A 15,890-nucleotide genomic window follows, 5' to 3' on the forward strand; every position below is an offset into this window, starting at 1 on the left:
TGCGCTTTTTTGAACACCCATACTCGGGCCCGATTGATTGCGTGGCAGTCTAGGAAGCCAATTTCAGGACCGCTATTCCCCCTTCGTGTTACACCCTTCGGTGGTGATATGGATCGACTCTTCTCCGAAATCGCGATGCACCAGGCGCTCGGCCGCGCGATCGATCATCTCGGCCAGCCGCGCTTCTGGCGTTTCCTGGTGCTGCTGCTCAACGAAATGGTGCCGTTCGACAACGCGCTCGCGACCGCGATCGGCCGCGACGGCGTGCCGCTCGTCCTCGACGAATACGACACGGGCGGCACCGACAGCGCGTCGCCGGTGCCGCTTTACCTCAACGGGTTGTATCTGCTCGATCCGTTCCTGCAGGCCGCGCACGACGGGCTCGCCGACGGCTGCTACCGGCTCGAGGAGGTCGCGCCCGACCTGTTCCGGCAGAGCGAGTATTTCCTGAACTACTTCCGCCACGCGGTCGGCGACGATGAAATCCAGATCCTGCTGCGGCCGAACCCCGACCTGCTGCTGTCGTTGTCGCTCGGCGCGGCCGCGCGCTTCGACGTCGAACCGCTCGGCAAGCTGACGGCCGCGATGCCGTGGGTGCTCGCGACGATCCGGCAGCACTGGCGGCTGGTGGGCGATGCCGCGCGCGTGACACCCGACGACGATCTCGGCGCGCGCGTCGAGCAGGCGCTCGCGCGCTTCGGCGCGGGCGTGCTGACCGATCGCGAGATGTCGATCGCGCGAATGGTGCTGCGCGGCAATTCGTCGAAGGCGATCGCCGAGCGGCTGGCGATTTCACCGGAAACGGTGAAGGTGCATCGGCGGCATCTTTACGCGAAACTCGGGATCTCGTCGCAGCCGGAGCTGTTTTCGCGGTTCATCCAGGCGCTTGGGGAGGATGCGGCGGGGTAAACGCGACACGCCGCCGCGTTACGACAACGCGACGTCCGCCGCCAGCCCGGTCGGCGCGATCGCCACGTGCAGGGCGCGCTCGGGCCGCAACGTCACGTTCAGCGCCGCGCGCGGCGCCGCCATGCCGGGCGGCACGGACAATTCATGGCGCTGCAGGATCATCGCCGCCACCACCGTCATCTCCGTCATCGCCAGATGCTGCCCGAGGCACACGCGCGGCCCCGTGCCGAACGGCAGGTATGCGCCGCGCGGAATCGCCGGCGCGTCGTCGGCGAAGCGCTCGGGCCGGAAGGCCCGCGGCTCCGGAAACCATCGTGCATCGTGATGCATCAGCTGAATCGGCAGCATGAACAGCGTCCGCGCCGGAAACTGCCATGCGCCCAGCGCGACCGGCCGCAATGCGCGACGGCTGATCAGGATCGGTGCCGCCGGATACAGGCGCATCGTTTCCTCGAGCGTCTGCGTCAGGTATCGCAATGCGGGGCGCGTGTCGGCGGTCGGCGCACGGCCGCCCAGCACGCGCACGACCTCGTCGCGCGCGGCGGCCTGCGCGGCCGGATTCGCGGCCATGTTCCACACCCACCAGGTCAGCGTGGCCGCGGCCGTCTCGTGGCCGGCCAGGAATGCCGTCATGCACTCGTCGTGCACGGCCCGCAGCGGCCATGCGTACCCGTCGGCACGGTGCAGCCGCAACAGGCGCGACAGCAGGTCGTCCGGCCAGCCGTGCTCCGGCATGTCGAGACGCGCATGCAGTTGCCGGTCGATCAGTCCGTTCAGCACCGCCAGCGCCCGCGCCTTGCCGCGCTTCCACGGCATCCAGTCCGGCGCGCCGGCCGGCTGGTAGAACTCCGCGTTCGCCGCCGCGCTGACCGTGCGCACGGCCTCTTCGGCAACGCGCGCGTGTGCGCCGATCGAATCCGAGAACATCGTGCGCATGATCACGTCCATCGCCAGCGACGTCAGCGCGCTCTCGACCGGCCAGTATGCGTCGCACGCGGGCCACTGCGCGAGCGCACGACCGGCTGTCGCGGCGATCGACGGCACGAACGCCTGCACCGGTTTCGGCGCGAAGTTCGCCTGCAGCGCGTGCCGCTTGTCGCGCCATGCGTCGCCCTCGGCGACCAGCACGCTGTGCCCGTGAACCCGCGAGAACACGCGGATGCCGCGTTCCCAGCGCACGAACGTATCGTGATGCGTGACCAGCAGCTCGCGCACGAGCGCGGGATCGGTCACGACCACCGCATGTTCGGGCCACATGCGCAGGTGCACGACGTCGCCATGCGCACGCTGCCAGCCTGCGAGCGCGCCGGTCAGGTCGCGCGACATCGCGCGCAGCAGCGGCCACCCCGTCAGGCCGGCTCGCGGCCCCGGCGGCCATACGCCGGGCGGGTGAAGCACGGGCGACGCATCAGCGGCGTCCGCATGAAACGGGCATCGGGAAGAGGATCGTGGGTTCATGCTCCGGATTGTCCGGATCGACACGCTGCCGGTCTTGAACGCAAACGACATCGACACGTGCGGCGCCGGTCCCTATACTCCGGCGTCATGCCCTCCGGTCCGTCTCCGAATCCGTCACCATGTCCCGATCCGCACGCGCGTGCGCCGCGCGTGCGGTGCGACGGCCGGTCGCCGCCCACGCGGCTGTATCCGCCGCCGGCCGCGCTGCGAGGCGCGGTCGTCGCGATCGTCTGCCGCGACACGCGCGGCTTCGCGTTGAGCGACGCGCAGCGGCTCACGCATTTCCCCGCGTCGCCGATCGTCTGCCTGTCGTGGTATCGCGGCTTCGACGTCGGGCTCGTCCGGTGCACGGACGACGGCCCCGTATGGCGGCCGTTCGGCGCATCGGCGACGCTGTCGGGCAGCCAGTCGATGCCGGTCGCGAGCTGGGCGCCGACGGGCGGACAAGGCGGCATCGTCTGCCTGCATGCCGATGCTGCGCGCGCGCTGTTCGGCGTCGCGCTGCCGGCGATCCACGACACCTTCGTCGACGCACATGCATGCCTCGACGACAGCTGGCGGCCGCTGCTCGATGCGCTCGCCGGTGCCGAGCACGACGACGACGCGCTCGCCGCGCTCGACCGACACCTCGCGCCGCGCTGGCATGCGCTGCGCGGCAGCGTGTCGCCGCTGTCGTCGCTGCGCGATGCCGGGCGCAGCTGGGTCGGGCGGCTCGCGTCGATCGCGCGCGAATGGCGGCACACCCACAGCCCGCGCCAGGTGGAACGGCGCATCAAGGCGTACAGCGGGCGCTCGTTGCGCGACTGGCAAATGCTGGTGCGCACCGAAGGCGTGTTCTTCGCCGCGCGCGACCGGCAGGACGCCGGACAACCGGTCGACTGGGCCGCGCTCGCGCTGGACGAAGGGTTCGCCGACCAGGCGCACCTGAGCCGCGCGACGCGGCGCATCACGGGCTTCTCGCCAACCGAGTTCGTGCGGCGCTTCGCCGAGGACGAATCGTTCTGGATGTACCGGCTCTGGGTGTGACCTGCCGCTGCACGTCGCGCGTCAACCGCCCGATTCGATGAACCCGCCATCGGGCGCCTGATGCGGCACGTACCAGCCGAAATACACCTCGGCCTCGACGATCCGGCCGTCGCGGACCCGCAACCGCTCCGCATTCCGGAACCGCCTGCCGGCGGTCGTCGCGGCTTCGTATACGACGAACACGTATTCGCCGTGCACGGTGACGTCGACGAACTCGAAACCGGCGAGCATCGCGCTGTTCGGCCAGCAGCGCGCGAGATACGCGTCGCGATCGAGCCGGTTGTCGAGCGGGCTCGTGAAATGGAAGTCCGGCGCGATCAGCGCTTCGATCGCATCGCGGTCCTTGTCGACATACGCGCGATAGCTGGCGCGCGCAACCTCACCGGGGTCCTCTGGCATCGTCATTACCTCCGCAAAGAGCCGGGGCGACGCGACGGCACGCGTCGCCCCGAGGTATCGATGAAACGCAGGCGGGCGGCACGCGCGAGCGCGGCCCATCCTGCGTTCACGGATGAGCGCGCCCGCCCGGCTCGATGCCATTCACGAAAACCCGCACCGGCCGGTCCGCATGCGACGCACCGCGCGTTCTGCCGCATTCTGCCGCGGGCAGCCGATGCCGCCGCTGCCGCGGTTGCCCGTTTCAGCACGCGCGGGCATGATGTCCGGCAGCGTGCCGGCCGCACCCGTCCGCTTCGGCGGCCGTCGGCGGCGTCGGCGGCGCAATCGGCACGTCGCCCCTGCACCGCCTCCGGCATCATCGAGCAATCCGCGTGCCGGTCCCGGCCGCCCTCTCATCGAGCCCATGTCACTACGCGCATTCAGAACCCTGGTCGCGATCGCCCGATACCGCACCTTCGCGCGCGCCGGCGAAGCGATCGGGCTCACGCAGTCCGCCGTGAGCCTGCAGGTCAAGACGCTCGAAAGCGAATACGACGTCCGGCTGTTCGACCGTTCGCGCCGCCAGCCGGTACTCACGGAAGCCGGCAAGATCCTCGTCGCGCAGGCCGAGCAGGTGCTCGCGATGGTCGACCGGATTCCCGATGCGCTCAGCGACGAGAAGAAGCTCGTCGGCCGCCTGCGGATCGGCGCAATCCATACCGCGCTGTCCGGCCCGCTGCCCGATGCGCTGCTCGCGCTGCGCGATGCGCACCCGTCGTTGCGCGTGCACGTATCGGCCGGCATGTCGGCCGAACTGGCGAACCGCGTCGCGGCCGGCGAACTCGACGCGGCGATCACGACGCGCCCGGTGCGCCCGCATCCGGCGGAACTGACGTGGACCACGCTGTACGAAGACCGCTTCTGGCTGCTCGCGCCGCCGCACTACGCGGAGCGCGACGCGGGCACGCTGCTCGAGGCGCTGCCGTTCATCCGCTTCGACGCGCAGGCGTGGGCCGGCCGGATGATCGCCGCCGAGCTGCGCCGCATCGGCGTGCGCGTGCGCGAGGAGATGGTGCTCGACAGCGCGGAGACGATCGCGCGGATGGTGGCGCGCGGGCTCGGCGCGGCGATCGTCGCGCTCCCCGACGCGACGCTCGCGCGGCTGCCGCCCGTCACGCGCTTGCCGTTCGGCCAGCCGCAGATGGGCCGCGCGGTCGTGCTGCTCGAACACCAGTCGCGTCCGGCCGAGCGTTTCGCACGTGCGCTGGCCGCCGAAGTCAGCGCATCATCGATGAGAATTTCTCATTGAACACCCGATAATTCACCATTATTCCTGCTGCTTGCGCGTGTTAACTTGGCGGCATCGTCACTCTTTCGATTGCGTGCCGCCATGTTGCCCGCCGGATGGATTCCCGCTTCGTTCCGCCGCGCCGCCCGCCGGCCGTTCGGCCTGCATCGCCTGAAGGCGCGTCGATGATCGGCCCGATCGTGCTCGCGCTCGCGCCGGTCGCGCTGCTGGTCGCGCTCGGCCACGGCCTGCGGCGCACGGGCTTCATCGCCGATGCGTTCTGGCCGCACGCCGAGCGGCTTTGCTATTACGTGCTGCTGCCCGCGCTGTTCGCGCACGGTCTCGCGACTGCGCGGCTGCAAGCGCTGCCGGTCTTGCCGCTCGCGGCGGCGCTGGTCGGCTCGACCGTGCTCGTCGCGGCGCTGCTTCTGCTGATCCGCCGGTTCGTGCAGGTCGACGGCGCCGGGTTCACGTCGGTGTTCCAGGGCGCGGTGCGCTTCAACAACTATGTCGGCACCGCCCTCGCCGCCGGACTGTTCGGCGCGCACGGCATCGCGCTCGCGGCCGTGTGCGTCGCGGCGATCGTGCCGACCGTGAACCTGATGTGCGTGCTGGTGTTCGCGCGCTACGGCGACACGCGGCTCGGCGCGTGGGCGCTCGTGCGCCAGATCCTGTCGAATCCGCTCGTCGTCGGGTGCGCGCTGGGGATCGCGATGCAGGCCGCCGGCCTCGCGTTTCCGGCCGCCGTCGAACCGGCCGTGCGCGCGCTCGGCGCCGCGTCGATGCCGCTCGGCCTGCTGTGCGTGGGCGCGGCACTGAAGTTCGACGCGGCGCGCGGATGGATGCAGCCGATGTGCATCGCGTCGGCGTTCAAGTTCATGGCGATGCCGCTCGCCACGCTCGCGGCCGGCCGCCTGTTCGGGCTCGGCGATGCCGCGCTGACCATCGCGCTGCTGTTCCAGGCACTGCCGACTTCGTCCTCGTCGTACATCATGGCGCGCCAGCTCGGCGGCGACGCGCCGCTGATGGCCGGCATCACCGCGTTCCAGACGATCGCCGCCGCGCTCGCGATGCCGGCCGTGCTGACGGCGCTCGCGTCGGCGCCGGTGTTTCGCTGACGGCGTGGCACCGTTGCCGAACGCAAGGAGGCAGCACATGCGGCGCCGCTTCGCGCTGCTGCGGGGACGGATAGCAAATACCGCTGCGCGCGCACGACCGCCGCGACGTTGCGCGACGCCTACGCGCCGCCGATGCGCCCCCGGTTCTTCTCGCAGCCCCGCGAAAAACCGCCTATGGTGAATGAAGCGGGTCCGTTCCGCCGTCATTCGACTTCGCGTCGCTCGCACCGGCGGCCACGGCGCCGCGTTCCGGCACCATTCCCCGCGCTCGCGCGCACGCCCGGCCGTGCGCGCGAGCGCGCCGCCCACCGGACTACAAGGAGGTAATCATGAAAGCCGTGCTGCTCGTCAGCTCCGCCCTGCTCGCCATGGCGTCCGTTTCGGCCTCGGCTCAAGGCTCGATCACCAAGGTCGAAAACGGCGCGCTCGTCGCCGCGAACGGAATGACCGTCTACACCTTCGACCAGGACAAGCCCAACGCCGGCACCAGCGCATGCAAGGGCCAATGCGAGTCCTTCTGGCCGCCGTACAAGGCCAGCGCGACCGACGTCCCGGTCGGCCCCTATACGATCGTCAAGCGCGACGACGGCAGCCCGCAATGGGCCTACAAGGGCAAGCCGCTGTACTTCTTCGCGAAGGACATGAAACAGGGCGACCGCAACGGCGACAACTTCAAGAACATGTGGCACGTGGTCGCGCCGTAAGCATTCTTTCCCCGTCTTCAGCGTCGGCACGACCGCCGTACATGTAAAAAGGCCCGCCCCGATCGTCGACCGGGGCGGGCTCGTGCGTCCTTGCGCGGGCCGCGTGGCGACACACGCCGAGCGGCGCGCGTCGCGTTGCGGCCGGATCGTGCGTCAGCGCGTCAGCGGTTCGACGGGAAGCTGAACACCGTCCCTTCGCGCACGCCGGCCGACGGCCAGCGCTGCGTGATCGTCTTGCGCTTCGTATAGAACCGCACCGCATCCGGGCCGTACGCGTGGAGATCACCGAACAGCGAGCGCTTCCAGCCGCCGAACGAGTGGTACGCGACCGGCACCGGCAGCGGCACGTTGATGCCGACCATGCCGATCTGGATGTTGTCGCTGAAGTAGCGCGCCGCTTCGCCGTCACGCGTGAACAGGCACGTGCCGTTGCCGTATTCGTGCGCGTCGATCAGCGCCATCGCCTCGTCGAGCGACTTCAGGCGGATCACGCCGAGCACCGGCCCGAAGATCTCGTGCTGATAGATCGGCATGCCGGGCTTCACGTTGTCGAACAGGCACGGGCCCAGGTAGTAGCCGCCGTCGTGGCCGTCGACCTTCACGCTGCGGCCGTCGACGACGAGCGTCGCGCCGGCCGCCACGCCCGCCTCGACGAAGCCCGTCACCTTCTCGAAATGCTGCTGCGTGACGAGCGGCCCCATGTCGACGCCGGCCCCGTTGCCCGGGCCGACCTTCATCTTCGCGATCTCGGCCCGCAGGCCTTCGACCACCTTGTCACCCGTTTCCTCGCCGATCGCGACCACCAGCGGAATCGCCATGCAGCGCTCGCCGCACGAGCCGTACGCGGCGCCCATCAGCGCGTTCACCGCGTTGCCGATGTCGGCGTCGGGCATCACGACCGCGAAGTTCTTCGCGCCGCCGAGCGCCTGCACGCGCTTGCCGTGCGCGCAGCCGGTCGAGTAGATGTATTCGGCGATCGGCGTCGAGCCGACGAAGCTCACCGCCTTCACGCGCGGGTCGGTCAGGAGCGTGTCGACGGCTTCCTTGTCGCCGTTCACGACGTTCAGCACGCCCGGCGGCAGGCCGGCCTCGAGCGCGAGCTCGGCCATGCGCAGCGTCGACGACGGCGTGCGCTCGGACGGCTTCAGCACGAACGTGTTGCCGCACGCGACGGCCATCGGCCACATCCACAGCGGCACCATCACCGGGAAGTTGAACGGCGTGATGCCGGCGGCCACGCCGAGCGCCTGGAATTCGCTCCACGAATCGATCGCGGGGCCGACGTTCTTGCTGTGCTCGCCCTTCAGCAGCTCGGGCACGTAGGACGCGTATTCGACGTTCTCGATCCCGCGCTGCAGTTCGCCCATCGCGTCGGCGAGCACCTTGCCGTGCTCGGCGGTAATCAGCGCGCACAGTTCGTCCGCATGCTCCTCGAGCAGCGTCTTGAAGCGGCTCATCACGCGGGCGCGCTTCAGCGGCGGCGTATTGCGCCATGCCGGGAACGCGGCCTGCGCGGACGCGATCGCGGCTTCGACGGTCAGCTTGTCGGCGAGCGCGACGCTCTTGTGCGATTCGCCGGTGGCCGGGTCGAACACCGGCTGGACGCGGCTGCCGCCGTCGACGCGCTTGCCGTCGATCAGGTGGCCGAGGGTGGAGGTCACATTGCTGTCGTGTTTCATCGTTCAGGCTCTTTCGTGAATTCGGTTGTCGCGGGAAAAGGGCCGCGGCTCAGTCCACTTCGTTCAGCGCGTCGGACAGCGCGTTCACGAGGTTGTCGATCTCGCGCTTCTCGGCGATGAACGGCGGCGCGAGCTGGATCGTGTCGCCGCCGTAACGCACGTAGAAGCCCTTCGCCCAGCAGCGCATCGCGATCTCGTACGGGCGCCGTGCCGGCTCGCCCGGCAGCGCCGCGATCGTCAGGCCGGCCGCCAGCCCGTAGTTGCGGATGTCGGTGATATGGCGCTGGCCCTTCAGCCCGTGCACGGCCGCCTCGAAATGCGGCGCGAGATCGCGCACGCGGGCCACCGCGTCTTCCTTCACGAGCAGGTCGAGCGCCGCGACGCCGGCCGCGCACGCGACCGGGTGCGCCGAATACGTGTAGCCGTGCGGGAACTCGAGCATGTACTCGGGGCCGCCCGCGGCCATGAACGTGTCGTAGATTTCCTTCGTCGCGATCACGCCGCCGAGCGGCTGCACGCCGTTCGTCACCTGTTTCGCGAAATTCATGATGTCCGGCACCACGCCGAACGCGTCGGCGCCCGTCATCGCGCCGGCACGGCCGAAGCCCGTGATGACTTCGTCGAAGATCAGCAGGATGTCGTGCGCGGTACAGATGTCGCGCAGGCGCTTCAGATAGCCCTTCGGCGGGATCACCACGCCCGCCGAGCCGGAGAACGGCTCGACGATCACGGCCGCGATGTTCGACGCGTCGTGCAGCGTGATCAGGTCGAGCAGGCGGTCGGCCAGGTCGGCGCCGTTATCCGGCATCCCGCGCGAGAACCGGTTTTCCGCGAGCTGCGTGTGCGGCAGGAAATCGGCGTCGATGCCCTGGCCGAACAGCTTGCGGTTCGCGCCGATCCCGCCGACCGAGATGCCGCCGAAGTTCACGCCGTGATAGCCCTTCTCGCGGCCGATCAGGCGCGTCTTCGTGCCCTTGCCCTTGGCGCGCCAGTACGCGCGGGCCATTTTCAGCGACGTGTCGGCCGCTTCCGAGCCCGAGCCGGTGAAGAACACGTAGTCGAGGCCGGCCGGCGTCAGGTCCTTGATCTTGTTCGCGAGCTCGAACGACTTCGGATGACCGAACTGGAACGCCGGCGCGTAGTCGAGCTGCGCGACCTGGCGGCTCACGGCTTCCGTGATTTCCGTGCGGCCGTGACCGAGGCCCGTGCACCACAGGCCCGACAGGCCGTCGAAGATCTTGCGGCCTTCGCCATCCGTGTAATACGCGTCCTTCGCCGACACGATCATGCGCGGATCGGACTTGAACTGGCGGTTCGCCGTGAACGGCATCCAGTGGGCGTCGAGCCACGCGGCGTCGGTGCGGAGGTTCGTCTCTTCCTGCTGCTTGGCGATGGTCGTATCGGTCATGTCGGTCGGCGCGGCGCGCCCCTCCTTCTTGTGTTGATGTTGCGCATTGTCGGGACGACAATTAGTCTCTTCTATATCGCAATATCAATGTTCATTTGCTCATCTATGCAAGCAAAGAAACCGAAGAGCCGCGCGCTGCTCGGGCAGCTCAGCGACATGGATCTGCGGCTGCTGCGGGTCTTCAAGGGCGTCGTGCAGTGCGGCGGGATGGCGGCGGCCGAACTCGAGCTGAATATCGGCATCTCGACGATCAGCCGGCACGTGAAGGATCTGGAAACACGCCTCGGCCTCGTGCTGTGCCGACGCGGCCGCGCGGGCTTCACGCTGACCGCCGAGGGTCAGACCGTCTATGAGGAAACCCTGCGCCTGCTCGCGTCGATGGAGGCATTTCGCAGCAGGATCGACGGCATTCACGACAAGATGGGCGGAGAACTGCACGTCGCCGTGTTCGACAAGACCGCCACCAACCCGCAGGCGCGGCTCGGCGACGCGATCCGCCAGTTCGCGGACGAGGCGCCCGACGTCGCGCTGAACCTGCATGTCGCGTCGATCAACGAGGTCGAGCGCGGGATCATCGACGGCAGCTATCAGGTCGGGATCATCCCCGCGCACCGCAGCTCGGGCAGCCTCGTGTATTCGGAACTGTTCGACGAGCGGATGCTGCTGTACTGCGGCCGCCAGCACCCGCTGTTCGACGCGCCGCACGGCAAGCTCACGTGGACGACGATCCGCAACCATGCGTTCGCCGGGCTCGGCTTCCATTCGCCGAACATGGAACTGAGCCATCGCGCGAAGCTCACGCGCAGCGCGACGGCGTCGGACCAGGAATCGATCGCGACGCTGATCCTGTCCGGCCGCTATCTCGGCTTCCTGCCCGACCATTACGCGGAGAGCTTCGAAAACAAGGGGCTGATGCAGCCGATCGCGCCGCACCGCTTCAACTACCGGTGCCGGTTCGTGAGCCTGCTGCGGCGCTCGCCGCGGCCGTCGCGGGCGGCGCTGCTGTTCCAGTCGTGCCTGGAAGCCGCGCATGCGGCGCCGCGACCGGGCGACGACAGCGCCGCCGCGTAGCCCGGTTCAGGCTTCGCCCGCGCTGGCGTCAGGCCGCGACCGTGGCTGCCGCCCGCTCGCGCTCTGCGATAATGCGCACTTCCCCGTTTCCGCTCTCCCTCCGCCATGACGCAGCCGTCCGCCCCGCTCTCCACCGACCTGCCGCCGATTTCGTGCCTGCCCGGCGACGCGCTGCCGTGGCTGCCGATGAGCGCCGACCTGCCGGGGCTCGCAATCAAGTATCTGCATATCAATGCGGCGGAAGACACGCTGACCGCGCTGCTGAAGATGCCGGCCGGCGGCACGCTGCCGCGCCATCGCCACGACGGCGAGGTGTTCGTCCATACGCTGCAGGGTGCGTGGCGCTACCGCGAGTACACGTGGATCGCGCAGGCCGGCTCGACGGTGCTCGAACCGGCGGGGTCGGTGCACACGCCGGAAACGCTCGGCGCGCCCGGCGACGACGTGATCACGCTCAACGTGATGCGCGGCGACCTGGTGCTGCTCGACGACGACGGCCGCGAGACCGCGCGCGAGAATTGCCGCGTCGCGCTGCTGCGCCAGCGCAAGCATGCGCGTACTGCGCCGCACGATGCGGCGCCGTTTGTAACGCGGTAAGTCATGCGATAAGACGGGCGGGATCGTCGCGTCACGATCCGCACGGTGCCGGCACTCGCCAGCGCGCGAATGGCCGCCGGCGCACTTCGCCAGCGACGCCGCCTCCCGGCGCCTTACCGAAAACGCCGGAAAAATCGGCGAATATCGCCGGCCAGCAGGTCCGGTTCTTCCATCGCGGCAAAATGCCCGCCGCTCGGCATGTCGGCCCACTGCACGACGTCGAACACCCGTTCGAGCCAGCTGCGCGGCGGGCGGCTGATTTCCTTCGGAAAGCGCGCGAACGCGACGGGCACCGCCACGCGTTCCCCGGCCGCGAAGCGCATCGGCTGCAGCCGGTTTTCCCAATACATCTGCATTGCCGAGCCGATGCTGCCGGTAAACCAGTAGAGCGAGATGCCGGTCAGCAGCGTGTCGTGCGAAAACCGCCGCGCGACGTCGCCGTCGCAATCGCTCCACGCGCGGAATTTCTCGGCGATCCACGCGGCCAGCCCGGCCGGCGAGTCGTTGAGCGCGACGGCCAGCGTCTGCGGCTTCGTCATGTGCACATGCGCGTATCCGCCCTCCAGCGCGGCCCACTCTCCGCGCTGCGTCACGAAGGCCCGTTCGTCCTCGGTGAGCGGCGAAGCCGCGTCGGCCGGAGGCTCGTAGCTGCCGGGCAGGTAGTTCAGATGAATGCCGTCCACCATGTCGGGATGTCGCGCGCCGAGCGCAATCGACACGCCTGCGCCGAGATCGCCGCCCTGCGCGCCGAAGCGGCGATATCCGAGCCCGGACATCAACGCCGCCCAACTGTCGGCGACCTGAAATGCCGACATGCCGGGCGCCGCGGGCGCGGGCGAGAACGCGAAGCCCGGAAGCGACGGCGCGACGACGTCGAACGCGTCGTGCGGATCGCCGCCGAACGCGGCCGGATCGCACAGGCGATCGATCAGCGCGTCGAACTCGAATACTGAGCCCGGCCAGCCGTGCGTGATGACGAGCGGATACGGCTTCGGCCCCGCCCCGCGCCGATGGATGAAATGCACGCGTTGCCCGCCTGCGTCCGCGACGAACTGCGGCAGCCTGTTCAGCGCGCGCTCCGCCGCACGCCAGTCGAAGCGCTCGGCCCAGTACGCAACCAGTTCGCGCAGCCACGCGCCATCCACACCCTGCTGCCACGGGTCGGCGGGCGTCAGCAGCGGTGCGCGCATGTCGCGCAGGCGCCGACGCAGGTCATCGAGCGCGCGATCGGGAATCGCAATGTTGAACGGGGCGGCGTGCATGGTGTCTCCTCGCGAGGAATGCGGGAGATTCTGCGCGATTTTCCCGACCCGCGCTGGCGGCTCGCGCCCGCGAACGTCAGGCCGTTTCGCGCTCGTCTCACCGCGCGTCGCGCCGCACCGCCTGCGGCGGCACGCCGAAACCGCGCACGAACGCGTCGCGCAGGTGGCGCCGGTCGCGAAAACCGTTCTCCTTCGCGATCACGTCGAGCGAGTGCCGGCTCTGCTCGATCATCAGCCGCGCGGCCTCGAGACGCAGCCGCTCGATCGCCTTCGCCGGCGACTGCCCGGTTTCCAGCGTGAACACGCGGCTGAACTGGCGCGGACTCAGGTGGACGGCGTCAGCCAGCTCCTCGACGGTCAGCGCGCGGCCGAGGTTCTGCCGCGCATAGTTCAGCGCGTTCTGGATCCGGTCCGATTTCGGCGCGAGCTCCAGCATTTCCGAATGCTGCGACTGCCCGCCCGAGCGGCGCTGGTGCATCACGAGCTTGCGCGCGACCGAGCGCGCGGCGTCCGCGCCGAGATCCTTCTCCACCATCGCGAGCGTCAGGTCGAGGCCGGCCGTCATCCCGGCCGACGTCCAGATCGGGCCGTCGACGATGTAGATCCGGTCCTCCTCGACACGAATGTCCGGAAAGTGCTTCTGCATCTCGCGGCCGTACGCCCAGTGCGTCGTCGCGCGGCGCTGCGCGAGCAGCCCGGCCTCGGCGAGCACGAACGCGCCCGTGCAGATGCCGGCGACCCGCCGCGCGCGCGCGTTCGCGCGCCGCAGGAACGCGACGACGCCGGCCGGCGCCGGCGATGCGAGCGGATCGTTGACGCCCGCGACGATCCACGTATCGACGTCGCCCCGGCCGCTGAGCGCGCGCGTCGCGACCGACAACCCGAGCGACGAGCGCACGTCGCCGCCCTCGACGGAATAGTTGTCCATCACGTAGAACGGTTCGCCCGCGGCCAGGTTCGCGTACTCGAACACCGATTGCGTCGCGAGCGCCATGATCTGGAAGCCGTCGCTGATCAGAAAGCCGATGCGGTGCATGCGTGTCTCCGGTGGCGGGCGGCACGATCGGCACCCGATGTCCTGAATCATACCCATCTACGTCATTTGTGTCGCGGCGATTCGAGGCCAGAATGCCTTCACGCACTCACCCTTTCCTCGACACGGAGCGACATCATGACTGAAGCACATCGCGGTACCGCCGTCATCACCGGCGCATCGTCCGGCATCGGCGCGATCTATGCGGACCGCCTCGCGCGCCGCGGCTACGACCTGATCCTCGTCGCGCGCAACCGCGACCGGCTGGCCGCGCTCGCCGAGCGCATCACGAACGAAACGCAGCGCAGCGTCGAGATCGTCGGCGCCGACCTCAACGACCGCGCGGCGCTCGCCGCCGTCGAAGCGAAGCTGAAGCAGGACGCGAGCATCACGCTGCTCGTCAACAACGCGGGCGTCGGCACGCACACGCCGCTGCTCGACAGCGACGTCGACGCGATGACGCGGCTGCTCGACCTGAACGTGACCGCGCTCACGCGCCTGACCTATGCAGCCGTGCCCGGCTTCGTCGCGCGCGGCCGCGGTGCCGTGATCAACATCTCGTCGATCGTCGCGCTGTCGCCGGAAACGCTCAATGGCGTCTATGGCGGCAGCAAGGCATTCGTGCTCGCGTTCAGCCAGTCGCTGCATCACGAGCTCGCGGACCACGGCGTGCAGGTGCAGGCCGTGCTGCCCGGCGCGACGGCCACCGACTTCTGGCAGACCGGCGGCCTGCCGATCGAACACCTGCCGAAGGAGATCGTGATGCCGGCGTCCGACCTGGTCGACGCGGCGCTGGTCGGCTTCGACCGCCGCGAGCTCGTGACGATTCCGTCGCTGCACGCGGCCGACGAATGGGATGCGTTCGAGGCCGCGCGCCGCACGATGGCGCCGCATCTGTCGACCGATTCGCCGGCGCCGCGCTATGCGGCCGCCCGCTGAGGCGCATCGTCATGAAACTCGACGGCAATACCATCCTCATCACCGGCGGCACGTCCGGGATCGGCCGTGCTCTGGCGATCGCGCTCGACGAGCTGGGCAACAAGGTCGTCGTCGCCGGCCGGCGCACGAAGCTGCTCGACGAGATCGCGCGGCAGTATCCGAACATCGACACGATCGAGCTCGACGTCGGCGATGCCGCGCAGATCCGCACGGTCGCGGCGCGGCTGATCGACCGCTACCCGGCGTTGAACGTCGTGATCAACAACGCGGGCATCATGCCGTTCGACGATGCGGCCGGGCCGCTCGACGACGAACAGGCCGTGCGCCTCGTCGAGACGAACCTGCTCGGCCCCGTGCGCGTCAGCGCGGCGTTCGTCGAACACCTGAAGCGGCAGCCGGACGCGACGATCATCAACAACAGCTCGGTGCTCGCGTACGTGCCGCTCGCGTCGGCCGCGCTGTATTCGGCGACGAAGGCCGCGATCCATTCGTACACGCTGTCGCAGCGTTTCATGCTGCGCGACACGAGCGTGCGCGTGCTGGAAATCGCGCCACCGTGGGTCGACACCGATCTCGTGCACAAGAGCGGCGATCCGCGCGCGATGCCGGTCGATGCGTTCGTCGCCGAGACGCTGGCGCTCCTCGAGACCGCCACCACCGAAGTCGTCGTCGAAGCGGCGAAGCCGTTGCGCGACAATGCCGGGCCGAACGAGCACGCGTTCGTCGACGAGTTCAACCGCTTCGTTGTCGACAACCCGATTCCCGTCGCGTGACGTCGCGCAGCGCAATCCTGCGCACGCATTGATCTGCCGAAAGGCGCCGGCTTCCGCACGATCGGACTGCGAAGCCGGCGCTTGCCGGTTTGCCCGCGCATTCATTCAGGACCTGAAGCGGCCCTTCTCTGCGCTGCTTCTCTGCGCTGCTTCTCTGCGCTGCTTCTCTACGCTGCTTCTCTACGCTGCTTCTCTGCGACCCGAACTCGCCGCCCACCCACCCGGTTTCGCCCTTGCTTGCCACGCA

15 protein-coding genes are annotated in these 15,890 nt (G+C 69.2%); 9 read left to right on the plus strand and 6 right to left on the minus strand.

All coding sequences use genetic code 11. From position 1 onward, the window contains the following. Positions 1 to 108: 108 nt before the first annotated feature. Positions 109 to 909 (plus strand): helix-turn-helix transcriptional regulator, encoded by an 801-nt coding sequence (locus DIE12_RS01220; protein ID WP_044843044.1) that lies wholly within the window; start codon positions 109 to 111, stop codon positions 907 to 909. Between the two features lie 18 nt (positions 910 to 927). Here the strand turns inward: DIE12_RS01220 and DIE12_RS01225 are convergent, their stop codons facing one another. Beyond that, complete coding sequence (locus DIE12_RS01225; RefSeq protein ID WP_409364380.1) at positions 928 to 2,235, minus strand: cytochrome P450; 1,308 nt, start codon at positions 2,233 to 2,235, stop codon at positions 928 to 930. A 219-nt stretch (positions 2,236 to 2,454) separates the two neighbouring features. Between DIE12_RS01225 and DIE12_RS01230 the strand changes: the two genes are divergently transcribed. After that, complete coding sequence (locus DIE12_RS01230; protein WP_124519505.1) at positions 2,455 to 3,393, plus strand: AraC family transcriptional regulator; 939 nt, start codon at positions 2,455 to 2,457, stop codon at positions 3,391 to 3,393. Positions 3,394 to 3,414: 21 nt separating this feature from the next. Here DIE12_RS01230 and DIE12_RS01235 read toward each other — a convergent pair whose 3' ends face one another. After that, positions 3,415 to 3,792 (minus strand): nuclear transport factor 2 family protein, encoded by a 378-nt coding sequence (locus DIE12_RS01235; protein ID WP_124519506.1) that lies wholly within the window; start codon positions 3,790 to 3,792, stop codon positions 3,415 to 3,417. Positions 3,793 to 4,195: 403 nt separating this feature from the next. Between DIE12_RS01235 and DIE12_RS01240 the strand changes: the two genes are divergently transcribed. The 3 genes from DIE12_RS01240 to DIE12_RS01250 all read left to right on the plus strand — a co-directional run bounded on the left by DIE12_RS01240 (position 4,196) and on the right by DIE12_RS01250 (position 6,881). Then, on the plus strand, positions 4,196 to 5,080 hold the full coding sequence (locus DIE12_RS01240) for a LysR substrate-binding domain-containing protein (RefSeq protein ID WP_124484892.1): 885 nt from the start codon (positions 4,196 to 4,198) through the stop codon (positions 5,078 to 5,080). A gap of 164 nt (positions 5,081 to 5,244) precedes the next feature. After that, the gene (locus DIE12_RS01245) at positions 5,245 to 6,177 is read left to right on the plus strand and encodes an AEC family transporter (RefSeq protein WP_124519507.1); all 933 of its coding nucleotides are present in this window, start codon (positions 5,245 to 5,247) and stop codon (positions 6,175 to 6,177) included. A gap of 329 nt (positions 6,178 to 6,506) precedes the next feature. Continuing rightward, on the plus strand, positions 6,507 to 6,881 hold the full coding sequence (locus DIE12_RS01250) for a hypothetical protein (RefSeq protein WP_044843040.1): 375 nt from the start codon (positions 6,507 to 6,509) through the stop codon (positions 6,879 to 6,881). Between the two features lie 161 nt (positions 6,882 to 7,042). Here DIE12_RS01250 and DIE12_RS01255 read toward each other — a convergent pair whose 3' ends face one another. Together DIE12_RS01255 and DIE12_RS01260 are read right to left on the minus strand one after the other, a co-directional pair. Further along, a complete protein-coding gene (locus DIE12_RS01255; RefSeq protein WP_044843039.1) occupies positions 7,043 to 8,560 on the minus strand; it encodes a CoA-acylating methylmalonate-semialdehyde dehydrogenase in 1,518 nt (505 codons plus the stop codon). A gap of 49 nt (positions 8,561 to 8,609) precedes the next feature. Continuing rightward, a complete protein-coding gene (locus tag DIE12_RS01260; protein ID WP_124519508.1) occupies positions 8,610 to 9,968 on the minus strand; it encodes an aspartate aminotransferase family protein in 1,359 nt (452 codons plus the stop codon). Positions 9,969 to 10,073: 105 nt separating this feature from the next. On the opposite strand from DIE12_RS01260, the gene DIE12_RS01265 reads away from it, so the two are divergent. Beyond that, positions 10,074 to 11,039, plus strand: a complete 966-nt coding sequence (locus tag DIE12_RS01265) for a LysR family transcriptional regulator (protein ID WP_257772540.1) — start codon at positions 10,074 to 10,076, stop codon at positions 11,037 to 11,039. A gap of 105 nt (positions 11,040 to 11,144) precedes the next feature. Next, positions 11,145 to 11,636 carry a 2,4'-dihydroxyacetophenone dioxygenase family protein gene (locus tag DIE12_RS01270; protein WP_124484895.1) on the plus strand — a complete coding sequence of 164 codons (492 nt, stop codon included), beginning with the start codon at positions 11,145 to 11,147 and terminating at the stop codon, positions 11,634 to 11,636. A gap of 113 nt (positions 11,637 to 11,749) precedes the next feature. Here DIE12_RS01270 and DIE12_RS01275 read toward each other — a convergent pair whose 3' ends face one another. Both DIE12_RS01275 and DIE12_RS01280 read right to left on the minus strand, forming a co-directional pair. Beyond that, a complete protein-coding gene (locus tag DIE12_RS01275) occupies positions 11,750 to 12,898 on the minus strand; it encodes an epoxide hydrolase family protein (protein WP_124519510.1) in 1,149 nt (382 codons plus the stop codon). Positions 12,899 to 12,995: 97 nt separating this feature from the next. Beyond that, positions 12,996 to 13,934: a GlxA family transcriptional regulator gene (locus tag DIE12_RS01280; RefSeq protein WP_124519511.1), complete on the minus strand. Its 939-nt coding sequence runs from the start codon at positions 13,932 to 13,934 to the stop codon at positions 12,996 to 12,998. 135 nt (positions 13,935 to 14,069) lie between these two features. Between DIE12_RS01280 and DIE12_RS01285 the strand changes: the two genes are divergently transcribed. Both DIE12_RS01285 and DIE12_RS01290 read left to right on the plus strand, forming a co-directional pair. After that, entirely contained in the window at positions 14,070 to 14,870 is an 801-nt protein-coding gene (locus tag DIE12_RS01285) for an SDR family oxidoreductase (protein WP_124519512.1), read from the plus strand. A gap of 11 nt (positions 14,871 to 14,881) precedes the next feature. Then, positions 14,882 to 15,643, plus strand: a complete 762-nt coding sequence (locus tag DIE12_RS01290) for an SDR family oxidoreductase (RefSeq protein ID WP_124519513.1) — start codon at positions 14,882 to 14,884, stop codon at positions 15,641 to 15,643. Positions 15,644 to 15,890: the final 247 nt, after the last annotated feature.

The organism is Burkholderia sp. Bp9015 (genome assembly GCF_003853505.1).
In the GTDB taxonomy this organism is placed as follows: domain Bacteria; phylum Pseudomonadota; class Gammaproteobacteria; order Burkholderiales; family Burkholderiaceae; genus Burkholderia.